The 14,276-nt window shown below is 67.0% G+C and carries 16 protein-coding genes and 3 pseudogenes; all 19 read left to right on the top strand.

What is annotated here, in order from left to right; genetic code table 11:
* Positions 1 to 34 precede the first annotated feature (34 nt).
* The 19 genes and pseudogenes from V8F63_RS09515 (at position 35) to V8F63_RS09425 (ending at position 14,257) form a co-directional block, all read left to right on the top strand.
* On the top strand, positions 35 to 175 hold the full coding sequence (locus V8F63_RS09515) for a hypothetical protein (protein WP_392352977.1): 141 nt from the start codon (positions 35 to 37) through the stop codon (positions 173 to 175).
* Positions 168 to 500 (top strand): hypothetical protein, encoded by a 333-nt coding sequence (locus V8F63_RS09510; RefSeq protein WP_392352975.1) that lies wholly within the window; start codon positions 168 to 170, stop codon positions 498 to 500. Before V8F63_RS09515 ends, V8F63_RS09510 begins: the two co-directional genes overlap by 8 nt.
* The gene (locus V8F63_RS09505) at positions 497 to 718 is read left to right on the top strand and encodes a hypothetical protein (RefSeq protein ID WP_278070510.1); all 222 of its coding nucleotides are present in this window, start codon (positions 497 to 499) and stop codon (positions 716 to 718) included. The genes V8F63_RS09510 and V8F63_RS09505 overlap by 4 nt, the downstream gene beginning before the upstream one ends.
* Positions 715 to 1,125, top strand: a complete 411-nt coding sequence (locus tag V8F63_RS09500) for a hypothetical protein (RefSeq protein ID WP_392352973.1) — start codon at positions 715 to 717, stop codon at positions 1,123 to 1,125. Before V8F63_RS09505 ends, V8F63_RS09500 begins: the two co-directional genes overlap by 4 nt.
* Positions 1,126 to 2,449: 1,324 nt before the next feature.
* A complete protein-coding gene (locus V8F63_RS09495) occupies positions 2,450 to 2,722 on the top strand; it encodes a hypothetical protein (protein ID WP_392352971.1) in 273 nt (90 codons plus the stop codon).
* 112 nt (positions 2,723 to 2,834) lie between these two features.
* The gene (locus V8F63_RS09490; RefSeq protein WP_392352969.1) at positions 2,835 to 4,280 is read left to right on the top strand and encodes an aldehyde dehydrogenase family protein; all 1,446 of its coding nucleotides are present in this window, start codon (positions 2,835 to 2,837) and stop codon (positions 4,278 to 4,280) included.
* Between the two features lie 17 nt (positions 4,281 to 4,297).
* Complete coding sequence (locus tag V8F63_RS09485; RefSeq protein ID WP_392352967.1) at positions 4,298 to 4,885, top strand: glucose 1-dehydrogenase; 588 nt, start codon at positions 4,298 to 4,300, stop codon at positions 4,883 to 4,885.
* An 8-nt stretch (positions 4,886 to 4,893) separates the two neighbouring features.
* Entirely contained in the window at positions 4,894 to 5,061 is a 168-nt protein-coding gene (locus V8F63_RS09480) for an SDR family oxidoreductase (protein WP_392352965.1), read from the top strand.
* Complete coding sequence (gene leuB / locus V8F63_RS09475) at positions 5,045 to 6,157, top strand: 3-isopropylmalate dehydrogenase (RefSeq protein ID WP_392352964.1); 1,113 nt, start codon at positions 5,045 to 5,047, stop codon at positions 6,155 to 6,157. Before V8F63_RS09480 ends, leuB begins: the two co-directional genes overlap by 17 nt.
* 10 nt (positions 6,158 to 6,167) lie before the next feature.
* Positions 6,168 to 6,884, top strand: a pseudogene (locus tag V8F63_RS09470) (acetylornithine deacetylase/succinyl-diaminopimelate desuccinylase family protein); the annotation flags it as partial.
* Positions 6,885 to 6,957: 73 nt separating this feature from the next.
* Positions 6,958 to 7,065: pseudogene (locus V8F63_RS09465) on the top strand (hypothetical protein); the annotation flags it as partial.
* 18 nt (positions 7,066 to 7,083) lie between these two features.
* Positions 7,084 to 7,452 carry a M20/M25/M40 family metallo-hydrolase gene (locus V8F63_RS09460; protein WP_392355069.1) on the top strand — a complete coding sequence of 123 codons (369 nt, stop codon included), beginning with the start codon at positions 7,084 to 7,086 and terminating at the stop codon, positions 7,450 to 7,452.
* 4 nt (positions 7,453 to 7,456) lie between these two features.
* Complete coding sequence (locus tag V8F63_RS09455) at positions 7,457 to 8,023, top strand: cupin domain-containing protein (protein WP_392352963.1); 567 nt, start codon at positions 7,457 to 7,459, stop codon at positions 8,021 to 8,023.
* A 154-nt stretch (positions 8,024 to 8,177) separates the two neighbouring features.
* Positions 8,178 to 9,499, top strand: a pseudogene (locus V8F63_RS09450) (aspartate aminotransferase family protein).
* A gap of 26 nt (positions 9,500 to 9,525) precedes the next feature.
* A complete protein-coding gene (locus V8F63_RS09445; protein ID WP_392352962.1) occupies positions 9,526 to 10,200 on the top strand; it encodes a TonB-dependent receptor plug domain-containing protein in 675 nt (224 codons plus the stop codon).
* Between the two features lie 140 nt (positions 10,201 to 10,340).
* Positions 10,341 to 10,661, top strand: a complete 321-nt coding sequence (locus V8F63_RS09440; protein ID WP_392352960.1) for a hypothetical protein — start codon at positions 10,341 to 10,343, stop codon at positions 10,659 to 10,661.
* Entirely contained in the window at positions 10,658 to 11,740 is a 1,083-nt protein-coding gene (locus V8F63_RS09435) for a TonB-dependent receptor (RefSeq protein WP_392352959.1), read from the top strand. The genes V8F63_RS09440 and V8F63_RS09435 overlap by 4 nt, the downstream gene beginning before the upstream one ends.
* Before the next feature lie 133 nt (positions 11,741 to 11,873).
* On the top strand, positions 11,874 to 13,388 hold the full coding sequence (locus V8F63_RS09430) for an alkaline phosphatase D family protein (RefSeq protein ID WP_392352958.1): 1,515 nt from the start codon (positions 11,874 to 11,876) through the stop codon (positions 13,386 to 13,388).
* 89 nt (positions 13,389 to 13,477) lie between these two features.
* Positions 13,478 to 14,257 carry a phosphatase PAP2 family protein gene (locus tag V8F63_RS09425; protein WP_392352957.1) on the top strand — a complete coding sequence of 260 codons (780 nt, stop codon included), beginning with the start codon at positions 13,478 to 13,480 and terminating at the stop codon, positions 14,255 to 14,257.
* Positions 14,258 to 14,276 lie beyond the last annotated feature (19 nt).

Here is a 14,276-nt window from a genome sequence, read left to right as displayed (position 1 = left end):
CGCGGGACCCGTTGTCCTGCGATGGGACGACGACATGGCTCCAGACGAAGCCGCCGCTGCCCTTGAGGCGGTCATGCTGGCCTGCCGGTCCATACAGAAGATCGCGCACCTCAAACTCCCGGCCGAGGCATACGGCCGAGCCATGAAGGATGCGATGGAGGCCATCAATGACTGATTTTATGGAACTGGCCGAGCGGCTGGAGCGCAACAGCAAGCAGACCATCACGCGATACTGTGGTGATCTGAACGGCGCAATCGTTCCGCACGACCTTCTCACCGAAGCCGCCGCCTGCATCCGAGAGATGGTGGAGTGGCGGCCTATTGAGACGGCTCCGAGGGATGGGACGGAGGTCATCGCCATGATCGCCCGAAAGCGCATCCGTCTCGCTTGGTATTTCAAGCCCTCAAGCCGGACTGAAGGATGGCTCGACGAGAACGGCCGCAGCATCAAACCCACCCACTGGCTCCCCCTCCCTCCAGAACCAGGAGCAGAAGCATGACCGCTGACTGGCAAGAGATAGCTACAGCCCCGGAGGATGGCCCGGCCTTTCTGGTCCGCACCGACCGACGCAACGTCTACGTCGTCTTCCGCCGTTCGGATGTCGGCTCGTCGTTCATGCACTTCGTTCCGGGCGTGACACGCGAGATGACTGAGCTTGCTCTCGGGTGGATGCCCTGCCCCGAGACGCCAGACGATCCGCGAGGTGTCGTTCAATGACCGCTGACCTGTCCGCCCTCATCGCTAGGCTGGAGGCTGCCGAGGTGGGGAGCCGGGAGCTAGGCCATGACGTGCTGCTGGCGCTAGGCTGGCACCGCGAGCAGATCGGAAACTTCTACGGACCGCTCTATCAGTGGTCGTCGCCTGACTTCTCGCCGCACCTGATCAGCGGCGACGAGGACAAGCTACCGAATCCCGTCCTGTCCCTCGACGCCGCCCTCGCGCTGGTGGAGAGGGTGTTGCCTGGGTGGCGAATTGGCCTGAACAGCGATCCCGATCGCGGGCCTCTTTGGGCGGCTCAAGTCAAGCGACGCGGGGAGACTTGGCGGCCTATTGGCGAACTAGCCCCAACCCCCGCCCTCGCCCTCTGCATCGCAATCCTTCGCGCCAAACAGGGAGAGGGGTGATGAGCCGCTATGAAATCTGGTTCCGAGCCGAGCCGTTTTATATGGCCTCCGTCTCGCGAAAGACGTTCAAGATGCTGCTGAAGCGAGAGCCTCAGAATATCGCGCGGTTCAAGCGACTTCCCGCCGATGTGAGGCCAGCATGACCCCCATCGTCCTGATCTGCGCCACGCTCGCCATGAGCGACGGAGACAGCGGCCGATGCCATACGGCTGACGGTGAGCGCCATCGTGTTCGTCTGGCCGGCATCGACGCTGGCGAGGTTGCGCCGTTCTCGCGCTGCCGCCAGCGACCGAACGTCTGGGCGTGTTCTGCGGAAGCGAAGGCCAGCGGACCGGCAGCAACGACCCGAGCCCGGCAGCTCGCAGCCAACGGCGCCCGATGCACCGTCCAGTCCAGCGACCGCTATCAGCGCATCGTGGCGACCTGCACGGTCAATGGCCGTGACCTGGGCTCGATCCTAGTCCGCGAGGGCCTGGCCATCTCCGAAACCAACCACGGCGATCCCTACCGCCAGCAAGAGAACGAAGCCCGAGAGAGAGGAAGGGGGTGTGGCAGTGAACGACGACTTCAAGCTCTGCTACTCCTACAAGGAGGCGGCCGAGGCGACGAGCATGTCACGGACGGCTCTGTGGCGCCTCGCGCGAGATGGCCGGCTGGAGGTAGTGCACGTGGGTTCGCGGGCCTTCATCACGGCTGAAAGTCTGAAGGCTGTTTTCGGGCCTGTCAGAAAGGCGGCTTAGGGCGCGTTTTAGGGCGGAGGCATTTCCTCCCCTGAAACCCAAGGAAATCCGGGGCAGTTCTACGGACCCCCTCTCCGCCACACGCTTTCCCTCCTGAAATTGTAGAATTGCGCTCCCGCCCGATAGCTTGGTGGTTGTAGGGCAGGCGTCGCTGTCTTCAGGCCAGAGCCACGGGCGGATCACTGCGGCGTCTGGGTTTCCCATCAGTTCCCGCCCGGTTCCCAAACTTTTCGTGTAGCGCTGCAGTAGGAACCGGCTTCACCCCTGTTGCTTGATTTCACTCAATCAACAGGGAGAAACGCCATGACAGACGTCCAACCGAACGATCCCAACCGCGACGACGAGACCGGCCTCGATGGCGACGAGGTCGAAGCTGGCCGCGCCGCTCGGAAGGCGGCCGCCAACCAAGATTCAGAGCAAACCAGCAACCCCGCTGACCGAAGCGCGACGCCCGCAACCGGCGGCGCTGGCGCGGCTGGCGCCGGCGGTCCCAAGGGCTTTGGCACAGGAACCTGAACGGCACGGCGGGGAGAGCGAGTCGCGAGCAACGACCTTGTTCTCCCCTCCTTCACAGGGAGAAAACAATGACGGCAAACGATCAAGACCCTCGCAGCCCCGCTGACAAAGACAGCCTTCAGGCGCAGGCCCGCCGCGAAACCGGCGATGCGGAACGCCGCGACCGACACCCCGATCCCAGCGTCACCACTCCTCAGCCGGACGGAAACCCTGACCAACGCCGAAAGTTGGAAGAAGAAGCCGCCAAGGCGCCCGCGCCGACGGCCGATCGCCAACCCGGATTGAGCCATTCGTTGAGATTGGCCAACATCGCTCAATATTTTGAGCATCACAAACGCTAAATCAACAACTTAGCCCCCGCGCAAAAAGGGCTTGTTGCATAATCCGTAATGCGGCCCACTCTCACGCTGGCGATCCCTCAGAGAAGATCGCAGGCAGGGTGGGCGGAAACGAGTGGCGGCGCCATTTTCCACGGACAAGGTTTTCATCAACGGCGTATGGCGGTCAGCCGCTGACGGCGCGACCCTGCCGATCGAAAATCCCTCGACGGGCGAGGTCATGGGCGCTCTGGCCGCTGGGACCGCCGCAGACGTAGACGCCGCTGTCCGCGCCGGGCGCGCCGCCTTCAACGGAGACTGGGGCCGCATGACGGCCGTCGATCGCGGCCGCATCCTGGCCCGCATGGGCCGCGAGGTCGAAGCTCGCATCGACACGCTGGCCGAACTTGAGGCGCTGGACGTCGGCAAGCCGCTGAAGCAGGCCCGCAACGACGTCGTCGCCCTGGCCCGCTATCTCGAATTCTACGCCGGCGCGGCGGACAAGCTGCACGGCGAGACCATCCCCTTTCAGGACGGCTACACCGTCTATACCCTGCGCGAGCCGCACGGGGTGACGGGGCACATCATCCCTTGGAACTATCCGATGCAGATCATCGGCCGCTCGGTCGTGGCGGCCCTGTGTGTCGGCAACGCCGTGGTGCTGAAGCCCGCAGAGCAGGCGTCGCTGACCGCCCTCGCCTTCGCCCATATCGCCGCCGACTGCGGCCTGCCCGCCGGCGCCCTGAACGTCGTGACCGGCACGGGCGCCGAGGCGGGCGCGGCGCTGGCCGCCCATCCGGGCATCAACCACCTGTCCTTCACCGGCTCGACGGGGGTGGGCGTGGCTATTCAGCAGGCAGCGGCCGTCAACGCCGTGCCGGTGACGCTGGAACTGGGCGGCAAGTCGCCCCAGCTGGTGTTCGACGACGCCGATCTGGACAAGGCCCTGCCCTTCCTCGTCAACGCGGGCGTCCAGAACGCAGGCCAGACCTGTTCGGCCGGATCGCGCGTGCTGGTTCAGCGCGGCGTCTATGACCAGGTCGTGCGCCGCATGGCCGAGCGCTTCGCCGCCCTGACTGTCGGTCCCGCGATGGACGATCTGGATGTCGGCCCGCTGGTGTCGAAGAAGCAGCAAGCCATGGTCGATGGCTTCATCGACAAGGGCCGCGCCGATGGCCTGATCGTGGCGCAGGCGACGCTGGCCGACCTGCCGTCAGGCGGCGCCTATGTCGCCCCGACCCTGTTCGCCAACGTCGCGCCGGATCATCCGCTGGCGCAGCAGGAAATCTTCGGCCCAGCCGTCGTCGTCATCCCGTTCGAAACGGAGGACGAAGCCGTCGCCATCGCCAACGGCACCGACTACGGCCTCGTCGCGGGCGTCTGGACCGCCGACGGCGGGCGGCAGATGCGGCTGGCCAAGCGGTTGCGGGCCGGACAGGTCTTCATCAACAACTACGGCGCGGCGGGCGGGGTAGAGCTGCCCTTCGGCGGCGTCGGCAGGTCGGGCCATGGTCGCGAGAAAGGGTTCGAGGCGCTCTACGCCTTCACCACCCTGAAGACCGTCGCGGCCCATCACGGATAGCGCAAGGGAGTGGCCTCTTGGGGGAGAACAGATCGAAGCGGCTGGAGGGCAAGCGAGCGATCGTCACGGGCGGAGCCTCCGGCTTCGGCGCCGGCATCGCGCGCCGCTTCGCCGAGGAAGGCGCCCGCGTCATCGTCGCCGACCTGAACGGGGAGGCCGCCCGCGCCCTGGCCGCTGAATGGGGCGACGCCGATCTGGGCGTGAAGGTCGACGTATCCAGCGCCGCCGACGTGGCCGCCCTGGCCGAGACCGCGAACCGCCTGCTGGACGGCGTCGACATCGTGGTCAACAACGCCGGCGTCGGCCACACGCCCCAGCCGCTGGACGAACTGTCGGACGAAGCCTTCGACCGCATCGCCAACGTCAATATGCGCTCCATCTATCTGATGTCGAAGGCCTTCGTCCCGGCGATGAAGGCGCAAGGATCAGGCGCCATCCTCAACATCGCCTCGACCGGCGGGGTCAGCCCCCGGCCCAACCTGACCTGGTACAACGCCTCCAAGGGCTGGGTCATCACGGCGACGCGGGCGATGGCGGTCGAGCTGGCGCCCTTCCAGGTGCGGGTGAACGCGCTGAACCCGGTGGCGGGCGACACCCCCTGCTGAAGACCTTCATGGGCGCCGACACGCCCGAGATGCGGGCCAAGTTCCTGGCCTCCATCCCCATCGGCCGCTTCTCGACGCCCGAAGACATGGGCGCCGCCGCTGCCTTCCTCTGTTCGGACGACGCCTCGATGATCACGGGCGTGGCGCTGGAGGTCGACGGTGGCCGCTGCATCTGACCGCGTCTTCAAGCTTCTGGTCCTGCCCGGCGACGGCATCGGGCCCGAGATCGTCCGCGAGACCCTGCGCGTCGTCGACTGGGCCCGGAACGCCGGGCTGCGAGTTGAACTGAGCGAGGCCCTCGCGGGCGGCGCCAGCATCGACGCCGTCGGCGCGCCCATCGCCGAGGATGTGGTCGATCAGGCCCTGGCGTCCGACGCCGTCCTGTTCGGCGCCGTCGGCGGCCCGAAGTGGGACCACCTGCCCCGCGCCCAGCGGCCCGAGATGGGCATCCTGCGCCTGCGTCAGTCGCTGGACCTCTACGCCAATCTGCGCCCCGCGGTCTGTTTCGACGAACTGCTGGACGCCTCGGCGCTGAAGCCCGAGCTGATCCAGGGCCTCGACATCCTGATCGTGCGCGAGGCCACGGCGGGCGTCTATTTCAGCTTGCCCCGCGCCAATGAGGTCGGCCCCGACGGCCAGCGCCGCGCCTATGACACCCAGGCCTATACGGAAGGCCAGATCGCCCGCGTCTGCCGCACGGCGTTCGAGCTCGCCCACACGCGCCAGCGCCGCGTCTGCTCGGTCGACAAGGCCAATGTCATGGAGACCGGCGCCCTGTGGCGCGCCGTCGCGACCGAAGTCGCCGCCGACTATCCCGACGTGGAGCTGTCGCACATGTACGCCGACAACTGCGCCATGCAGTTGGTGCGGCGGCCGAGCCAGTTCGACGTCATCGTCACCGACAACCTGTTCGGCGACATCCTGTCCGACGCGGCGGCGGCCCTGACGGGGTCGCTGGGCCTGCTGCCCTCGGCCTCCCTGTGCGGGCTTGGACAAGGCGGCCGCAGTCGGGGCCTGTATGAGCCGATCCACGGCTCTGCGCCGGATATCGCCGGGCAAGGCGTCGCCAACCCCATCGCGACCATCCTGTCCTTCGCCCTGTGCCTGCGCTGGTCCTTCGACCGGCCGGACCTGGCCGACCGGCTGGAGCGCGCCGTGCGTCACGTCGTCTATAGCGGCGTCCGCACCCCCGACATCGCCCATGCCGGCATCGCCGCCGTCTCCACCATCGAGATGACCGACGCGGTTCTGACCGCGCTGGACGCCCAGTGAGGTTCGACCCATGAGCACCCCCACCCTGCAGACCGTCATGGAGCTGATCGACGGCCGCACCGACGAACTGGTCGCCCTGACGCAGGACCTGATCCGTTTCCCGACCATCAACCCGCCAGGCGAGGCCTATCGCCCCTGCGCCGAATACATCGGCGAGCGGCTGAAGACGCGCGGCTTCACCGTCGAATATGTGCGCGGCGAAGGCTCGCCGGGCGACAGCGACGCCTATCCCCGCACCAACGTCATCGCCCGCTGGACCGGCAGCGAGCCCGGCCCTTGCGTCCACTTCAACAGCCATATCGACGTGGTCGAGGTCGGGTCCGGCTGGACCGTCGATCCCTTCGCAGGCGTAGTGAAGGACGGCCGCGTCTATGGCCGGGGCGCCTGCGACATGAAGGGCGGGCTGGCCGCCTCCATCATCGCGGTCGAGGCCCTGATCGATTCCGGCCTGCCCCTGCCCGGCGCGCTGGAGATCTCCGGCACGGTGGACGAGGAATCGGGCGGATACGGCGGCGTCGCCTATCTGGCCGAGCGCGGCTGGTTTTCAGAGCCGCGGGTGAACCACGTCATCATCCCCGAGCCGCTGAACGTGGACCGGGTCTGCATCGGCCATCGCGGCGTCTGGTGGGCCGAGATCGAGACCAAGGGCCGCATCGCCCACGGCTCCATGCCCTTCCTGGGCGACTCCGCCATCCGCCACATGGGCGCGGTGATGGAAGAGTTTGAATCCAAGCTCTATCCCGCCATGGCCGCCCGCCATTCCGACATGCCGGTGGTGCCCGAGGGCCCGTCAGTCGACGATGAACATCAACTCCATCCACGGCGGTCAGGCCGAGGGCTTCGACGGCCTGCCTGCGCCCTGCGTCGCCGATTCCAGCCGCATGGTCATCGACCGCCGCTTCCTGATCGAGGAGACGCTGGAGGATGTGAAGGGCGAGGTAAAAGCCATCCTCGACGGGCTGGCGGCCCAGCGCCACGGCTTCCGCTATGAGATGCGCGACCTGTTCGAAGTGGCGCCCAGCATGGCCGACCGCGACGGCCCCGCCGCCAGCACGACCGCCGCCGCCATTGAGACGGTGTTGGGACGCAAGGCCCAGTTCGTCTGCTCGCCCGGCACCTATGACCAGAAGCACATCGACCGCATCGGCCGGCTGAAGGACTGCATCGCCTATGGCCCCGGCGTGCTCGACCTGGCGCACCAGCCCGACGAATGGGTCGGCATCGCCGACATGACCAACTCGGCCAAGGTCATGGCGCGGGCGGCCTATGATCTGCTGACCCGCAAACGGAACTGACAGGGTGGCGCGCGGCGATATGGACGAAGAGAACATCATCGGACCGCGCCTGCGGGCGCTGCGGGATCGCCTCGGCCTGTCGCAGCGCGCGCTCGCTCGCAAGGCGGGCGTGCCGTCCAGCACCGTCAGCCTGGTCGAGAGCGGCCGCACCAGCCCCTCGGTCGGCTCATTGAAGCGACTGCTGGACGCGGCGGGCATATCGCTGGGCGACTTCTTCAGCTCCGAGTTCGAGACCCCGACCAAATACTTCTACCGCCACGACGAACTGACCGACATCTCACGCGGCGAGGTCTCCTACCGTCAGCTGGGTTCCAGCCAGGATTCCAGCCTGCAGATCCTCTATGAAACCTATCAGCCCGGCTCCGACAGCGGCCGGGTCATGCTGTCCCACGAGGGCGAGGAAGGCGGGCTGATCATCTCCGGCCGGCTGGAAGTCACGGTCGACGGCCAGTCGCGGGTGCTGAAGGCAGGCGACGGCTACCTGTTTCCCAGCGTCCTGCCGCACCGTTTTCGCAACGTCGGCGACTGCCCCTGCGTGGTCATCAGCGCCTGCACTCCGCCGACCTTCTGACCGCGCCGTTGCGGGCGATCATTATAACGATCACTGGAATATTTTTGCCATCAATCTCAGCGGTATAGTCCTATGAAGAAACAGGCTTGCCGCAATTAGCGATCCGTCGGCTACTCATTCCCGAAAGGGGAAGGCCGTGACGAAGGATGACTGCATGACCGCCGCCAGAGCCGCCAACGATCTCGATCCTTTCTGGATGCCGTTCACGGCCAACCGCGCCTTCAAAGCCCAGCCGCGCCTGCTCGCCTCGGCCCGGGACATGCACTACTTCACCCCCGACGGCCGGGCGGTGCTGGACGGCACGGCTGGCCTGTGGTGCGTCAACGCCGGCCACGCGCGCAAACCGATCGTCGAGGCCATCCAGCGTCAGGCCGAGATTCTGGACTACGCCCCGACCTTCCAGCTGGGGCATCCGCTGGCGTTCGAGCTGGCGTCGCGTCTGGGCATGCTGCTGCCCGGCGACCTGAACCACGTCTTCTTCGCCGGCTCGGGGTCCGAGGCGGTCGACAGCGCCCTGAAGATCGCCCTCGCCTGTCAGCGCGCCAGGGGTTCGAGAACCGCACCCGCCTGATCGGCCGCCAGAAGGGTTATCACGGCGTGGGCTTCGGCGGCATTTCCGTCGGCGGTCTGGAGAACAACCGGCGCGGCTTCCCCACCCTGCCCGGCGTCGACCACCTGTCGCACACGCTGAACCTTGAGGAAGCCGCCTTCACGCGCGGCCGGCCGACCTGGGGCCTGCACCTGGCCGATGAGTTGGAAGCCCTGATCGAGACCCACGGCGCCGAAACCATCGCCGCCGTCATCGTCGAACCCATGTCCGGATCGGCCGGGGTGATCGTGCCGCCCGTCGGCTATCTGGAGCGCCTGCGCGAGATCACGGCGCGGCACGGCATCCTGTTGATCTTCGACGAGGTCATCACCGGCTTCGGCCGTCTGGGCGCCCTGACGGCGGCCGAGGCGCTGGGCGTCACGCCCGACCTGATGACCTGCGCCAAGGGGCTGACCAACGGGGCCGTGCCCATGGGCGCCGTCGGCGTCAGCGCCGCCGTCTATCAGTCCGTGGTCGAGGGCGCCGCCGGGCCGGGCATCGAGTTCTTTCACGGCTACACCTATTCCGGCCACCCGCTGGCGGCGGCGGCCGGGCTGGCGACGCTGGATGTCTATGAAAGCGAAGGCCTGTTCCAGCGCGCGGCCGAACTGACGCCCTACTGGCAGGACGCTGTGCACAGTCTGAAAGGGCTGCCGCATGTCATCGACATCCGCGACATGGGTCTGGTCGCGGGCATTGAGCTTGAGCCCCGCGCCGGCGCGCCGGGGGCCCGCGCGACGGAAGCCTTCCACCGCGCCTTCGACGACGGCATTCTGATACGAGTGACAGCAGATGTCATCGCGCTGTCGCCTCCTTTGATTATCATCCGCGACCAGATCGACGAGTTGATCGATCGCCTTTCCAGCATCATCAAAACCATCAGATAGATATCAGTGGTATTGAGGGGGACGATATGAACAAATATATCTTGGCGTCTTCTGTCAGTTTACTGACAATCGCCGCATTCTCCAGCGCCAACGCTCAGAGCGCCGCCCGCTCAGGAGAACAGGCCACGCGCGTCGATGAAATCATCGTCACCGCCCAGCGCCGCGAACAGGCCAGCCAGGACGTGGGCGTCTCCCTCAGCGTCGTCGGCGGCGAGCAGTTGGACGAGAAGGGCATTTCGGTCGTCAACGATCTTGAGAACGCCGTCCCCAACATGGAGGTCGACAGCCAGTTCGGCGGCGGCCAGCCCCAGTTCCGCATCCGCGGCATCGGCGCGCGCGAATACTCCTCGAACAACGCCTCGACCGTCGGCATCTATGTCGACGAAGTGGCCCACCCCTATACCGTGACCACCCAGGGCGCGATGTTCGACATCGCCCGTCTGGAGGTCCTGCGCGGACCGCAGGGCACGCTTTACGGCCGCAACACCACCGGCGGCGCCGTCAACATCATCACCAACGCCCCGACGGCCGACTTCCGCGCCGGCTTCAACGCCGAATACGGGACCTTCGACCGCTATAAGGTCGAGGGCTATGTCTCGGGCCAGATCGCGCCGAACCTGCTGGGCCGCCTGGCCGCCGTCACCGAACAGGGGGCGCCTGGCAATACCACCGCGACACCGGCGAAAAGCTGGGCGACCTGAACAAGACCGCCATTCGCGGCCGCCTGACCTGGGACGTCAGCGAGACGATCACCGCCGACCTCAGCGCCACCTATTCGATCGACAAGTCCGACGGCCGCGGCTTCCGCCTGCTGGGCCCATACACCGTCTCGGGCAACAGCGTGACCTATCCCAAGGACACCGCCTGGCGCATCACCGGCTGGGGCATCTCGCCGGAAATGGCGGCGGTGGCCGGGGTCGGTCTGAACGCCAAACCCTTCCGTGACAACGACGGCTTCGACATCAGCGCCCGCATCAAGGCCGATCTAGGCTGGGCCGACCTGACCTCGATCACCGCCTACCAGACCTTCTCGCGCAGCGAGTTCAACGACTGGGACAGCACCCGCTTCAATGAATCGAACGTCTTCTTCTACAACGACATCGACGTCTTCGCTCAGGAACTGCGGCTGGCTCGAACGGCGACGGTCCGTTCAACTGGATGATCGGCGCCCACTATGCCGATGAAAGCATCGACGGCGGCTTCTACACCAACTTCCGGGGCAACCCGAACCTGATCAACACCGGCTATGGCCAGTCGGTGTCGGCCTTCGGGATCTTCACCCACAACTCCTACCAGGTGAACGAGCGGCTGAACCTGATCGCCGGCCTGCGCTGGGAGACGGAGGAACGCACACTGGACAGCAGCGGCACCGTTGTCGCCCCCAACCCGCCTCCGGCCCCCCAATCCTATGACACCGACCTCAACGAGGTTTCAGGCCGTTTGGGGCTGGAATACAAGCTGACGGACGACGCCCTGTTCTACGCCAGCGTAGCGCGCGGCGTGAAATCGGGCGGCTTCACCACCTATAACGCCACCTCTGCGACCCCGTTCAAACCGGAAATCGTCATCGCCTATGAGGCCGGGATCAAGTCCGACCTGTTCGACCGCCGCCTGCGTTTGAACGGCGCCCTGTTCTACTACGACTACAAGGACCAACAGGTTCAGGGGCTGGAGTACGACCGCATCACCGGCCGCCTGGGCAAGATCACCAATGTGCCCAAGTCGCACATCTACGGCGGCGAGATCGAGCTGACCTGGGTGCCTTTGGACGGCCTGACCATCAGCCAGAACCTGGGCTACAAGACCGGCGAGTATGACGAATACAACGCCATCGACGGCGCCAAGACCGACGCCGCCAACCCCAAGGACGGTCCCTGGGACATCATCATCACCAATGACCGTTCCGGCGAGCGCCTGTCCTTCCCCAAGATGAACTACGGCGGTTCGGTCAGCTATGATTTGGACATGGCGGGCTGGGAGCTGCGCGCCGAGACCAACTATAACTATCGGGACGAGCTGTATTCGGTCAGCTCCTCGTCGATCATCGACGCCTACTGGCTGTGGAACGCCAACTTCAGCGTCAGCCCGGCCGGCGCCAACTGGCGGGCGGGCCTGTGGGTGCGCAACATGTTCAACACCTACTACGAAGAGACGCGCAACGGCTTCAACGGCTCGGCCCGTCCGACCACCTCGCCCAGCCAGGGCCGCACCTACGGCGTGCGCCTGTCGATGGACTTCTAAGAGGCCTCCTCCCAAGCGGGGCGGGCCGGTTCCGGCCGGTCCGCCCCGCGCCTTTTGCTGATGGTATGATGGCTTACTCCGCCCCCGCCTTGATCGCCGCGCCCTGCTGACCGGTCTGGTCGTCGCGCCCGCCGTGCTGAGCTTCGGCCGGGCGCAGGCGGGCGGCGCCTATCTGTTTCCGCTGGGCGTCGCCAGCGGCGATCCCGCGCCGGACGGCTTCGTCATCTGGACCCGGCTGGCCGCCGATCCTCTGGCCGCCGATGGGCTGGGCGGCCTGTCTGGAGACGTTCCCGTGCGCTGGGAAGTCGCCGCCGACGACCAGTTCCGCCGCATCGTCGCCGCCGGAAACGTGACAGCCTCGACCGACGCCGCCCACAGCGTCCATGTCGAGGTCGCAGGCCTCGCCCCTCACCGCCCCTACTGGTACCGCTTCACCGCCCAGGGCCAGCAGAGCCCGACCGGCCGCGCCCTGACCACGCCCGCTCCGAACGCCAGCGCGGATCGCCTGCGTCTGGCCGTCGCCTCCTGCTCGCACTGGGAGCGCGGCTATTTCAGCGCCTACGGCCACATGGCCGACGAGGCGCCGGACCTGACCCTGTTCCTGGGCGACTACATCTATGAATACAGCCTGGGGCCGGACCGCGCCGACCAGGTGGTGCGCCCCTACAACCTCGAGGAAGCGACCACGCTGGCGGGCTATCGCAACCGCTACGCCCTGCACCGCACCGACGCGAACCTGCAGCGCCTGCACGCCGCCGCCCCCTGCCTCGCCGTCTGGGACGATCACGAGGTTCAGGACGACTATTCCGGCGTGTGGTCCAAGATCCGAGGCGTCGCCCCAACCGACTTCCTGCAGCGCCGCGCCGCTGGATACCAGGCCTTCTACGAGGCCATGCCGATCCGTCGCACGCGCCTGAGCGCCGCCCTGCAGATGCCGATCTATCGCCGCGTCCGGTACGGCAGGCTGGCCGAGTTCTTCATGCTGGACGGGCGGCAGTACCGCTCGAAACAGCCGTGCAGCGCCGGCGAGAACGGCGGCAAGGGTCAGATCGTCACCGACGCCGCCTGCACCGACCGGCTGGACCCGTCGCGCACCTTCCTCGGCTTCGAGCAGGAGCGCTGGCTCTATGACGGCCTGGCCCGCGCCGAGGCGCGCTGGAACATCCTGGGCCAGAATCTGGTCATGGCGGGCCTGCGCCTGGCCCGCAGCCCGGCCGAGGAAAACCGCTACTGGACCGACACCTGGGACGGCTTCCCCGCCGCCCGCGACCGCCTAACAAACGCCCTGTCCGAGCTGAGGCCGTCCAACCCGGTGGTGCTCAGCGGCGACTACCATTCGTTCTGGACCAATGACGTGAAGCTGGACAGCCGCGACCCGTCGTCGGCCACCGTGGCGACCGAGTTCGTCGGCACCTCCATCACCTCGACCGGCCCCAGCTACGACGGGCTGATGGCGGTCATGCCCAATAATCCGCAGGTGAAGTTCTTCGACAGCCGCCCGCGCGGCTATATGTCGATCGACGTGCGCCCCGACCGCATGGATACGCGCTATCAGGTCATCAGCGACGTGCGCGATCCCAAGGCGAGCCTGTCGACCCTGAAATCCTGGACCGTGGAATCGGGCCGCCCCGGCGCCGTCGCCGCATGATCACTGCCTACTGGAGTTTCCCCATGACCATCTCGCGTCGTTCTTCCTCTCTCATCGCGATGAGCCTGGCTCTCGCGCTTGGCGGAGCGTTGAGCGGTTGCGCCGGCACGGCCGGGACGCAGACAGCAGCCGCAACGCCCGCAACCTTCTGGGAAGGCTTCCGCGACCACCCGCACGGCTATCTGACGGCCGAGAACACGCCCAACGCCGCCAACTTCCTGCCGCCCCCGCCCGAAGAGGGCTCGCTGCGCGAACAGGCCGACATCGCCGCCTATCGCGCCATGCGGTCGCTGGAAGGCTCCGAGCGCTGGGCCATCGCCCGCGCCGACAATGAGATCGAGACGCCCGGCGCCCCGCGCGCCTTCGACTGCGCCCTCGGCTTCAAGTTCGAGCCGGAAAAGATGCCGACCCTGACGCTGCTGATGGGCAAGATGCTGGGCGATCTGGAGATGATCCAGACCCCGGCCAAGAAGGGCTATTTCCGCAAGCGCCCCTTCGTGGTCGAGCCCCTGCCGACCTGCATCGCGCCGGAGACCTGGCTGGCGGCCAGCGGCTCCTATCCGTCGGGCCATTCGGCGCTGGGCTGGGCCTGGGGCCTGGTGCTGGCCGAACTGGCGCCCGACCGCGCCGACGCCATCCTGCGGCGCGGTCTGGCCTATGGCGAAAGCCGCGCGGTGTGCGGCGTCCACTACCCCAGCGACGTCGAGGCGGGCCGCATCGTCGGCGCGACCATCGTCACCCGGCTGAAGGCCGACCCGGCCTTCCAGGCCGACTTCGCCCGCGCCAAGGAAGAGTTCGACGCCGCCCGCGCCGCCGCGACGGAGGCGACCGCCGCCTGCCCCGCCTCCCTGTCGCGCCAGCCGTGGTGAGGCGCGCTTAATCGATGGC

Source organism: Brevundimonas sp. LF-1, assembly GCF_037055305.1.
GTDB classification, from domain to species: domain Bacteria; phylum Pseudomonadota; class Alphaproteobacteria; order Caulobacterales; family Caulobacteraceae; genus Brevundimonas; species Brevundimonas sanguinis.
The sequence above is the reverse complement of the archived record's forward strand: the minus strand, read 5'-3'. Positions and strand labels throughout refer to the sequence as shown.

What these genes read in the sequence shown, in the direction of transcription:
- V8F63_RS09510 (WP_392352975.1), top strand. Translation starts at nt 168, where the DNA reads ATGACTGATTTTATGGAACTGGCCGAGCGGCTGGAGCGCAACAGCAAG.
- V8F63_RS09480 (WP_392352965.1), top strand. Translation starts at nt 4,894, where the DNA reads ATGGGCGCCGACACGCCCGAGATGCGGGCCAAGTTCCTGGCCTCCATC.
- V8F63_RS09500 (WP_392352973.1), top strand. Translation starts at nt 715, where the DNA reads ATGACCGCTGACCTGTCCGCCCTCATCGCTAGGCTGGAGGCTGCCGAG.
- V8F63_RS09445 (WP_392352962.1), top strand. Translation starts at nt 9,526, where the DNA reads ATGAACAAATATATCTTGGCGTCTTCTGTCAGTTTACTGACAATCGCC.
- V8F63_RS09515 (WP_392352977.1), top strand. Translation starts at nt 35, where the DNA reads ATGGCTCCAGACGAAGCCGCCGCTGCCCTTGAGGCGGTCATGCTGGCC.
- V8F63_RS09435 (WP_392352959.1), top strand. Translation starts at nt 10,658, where the DNA reads ATGATCGGCGCCCACTATGCCGATGAAAGCATCGACGGCGGCTTCTAC.
- V8F63_RS09505 (WP_278070510.1), top strand. Translation starts at nt 497, where the DNA reads ATGACCGCTGACTGGCAAGAGATAGCTACAGCCCCGGAGGATGGCCCG.
- V8F63_RS09495 (WP_392352971.1), top strand. Translation starts at nt 2,450, where the DNA reads ATGACGGCAAACGATCAAGACCCTCGCAGCCCCGCTGACAAAGACAGC.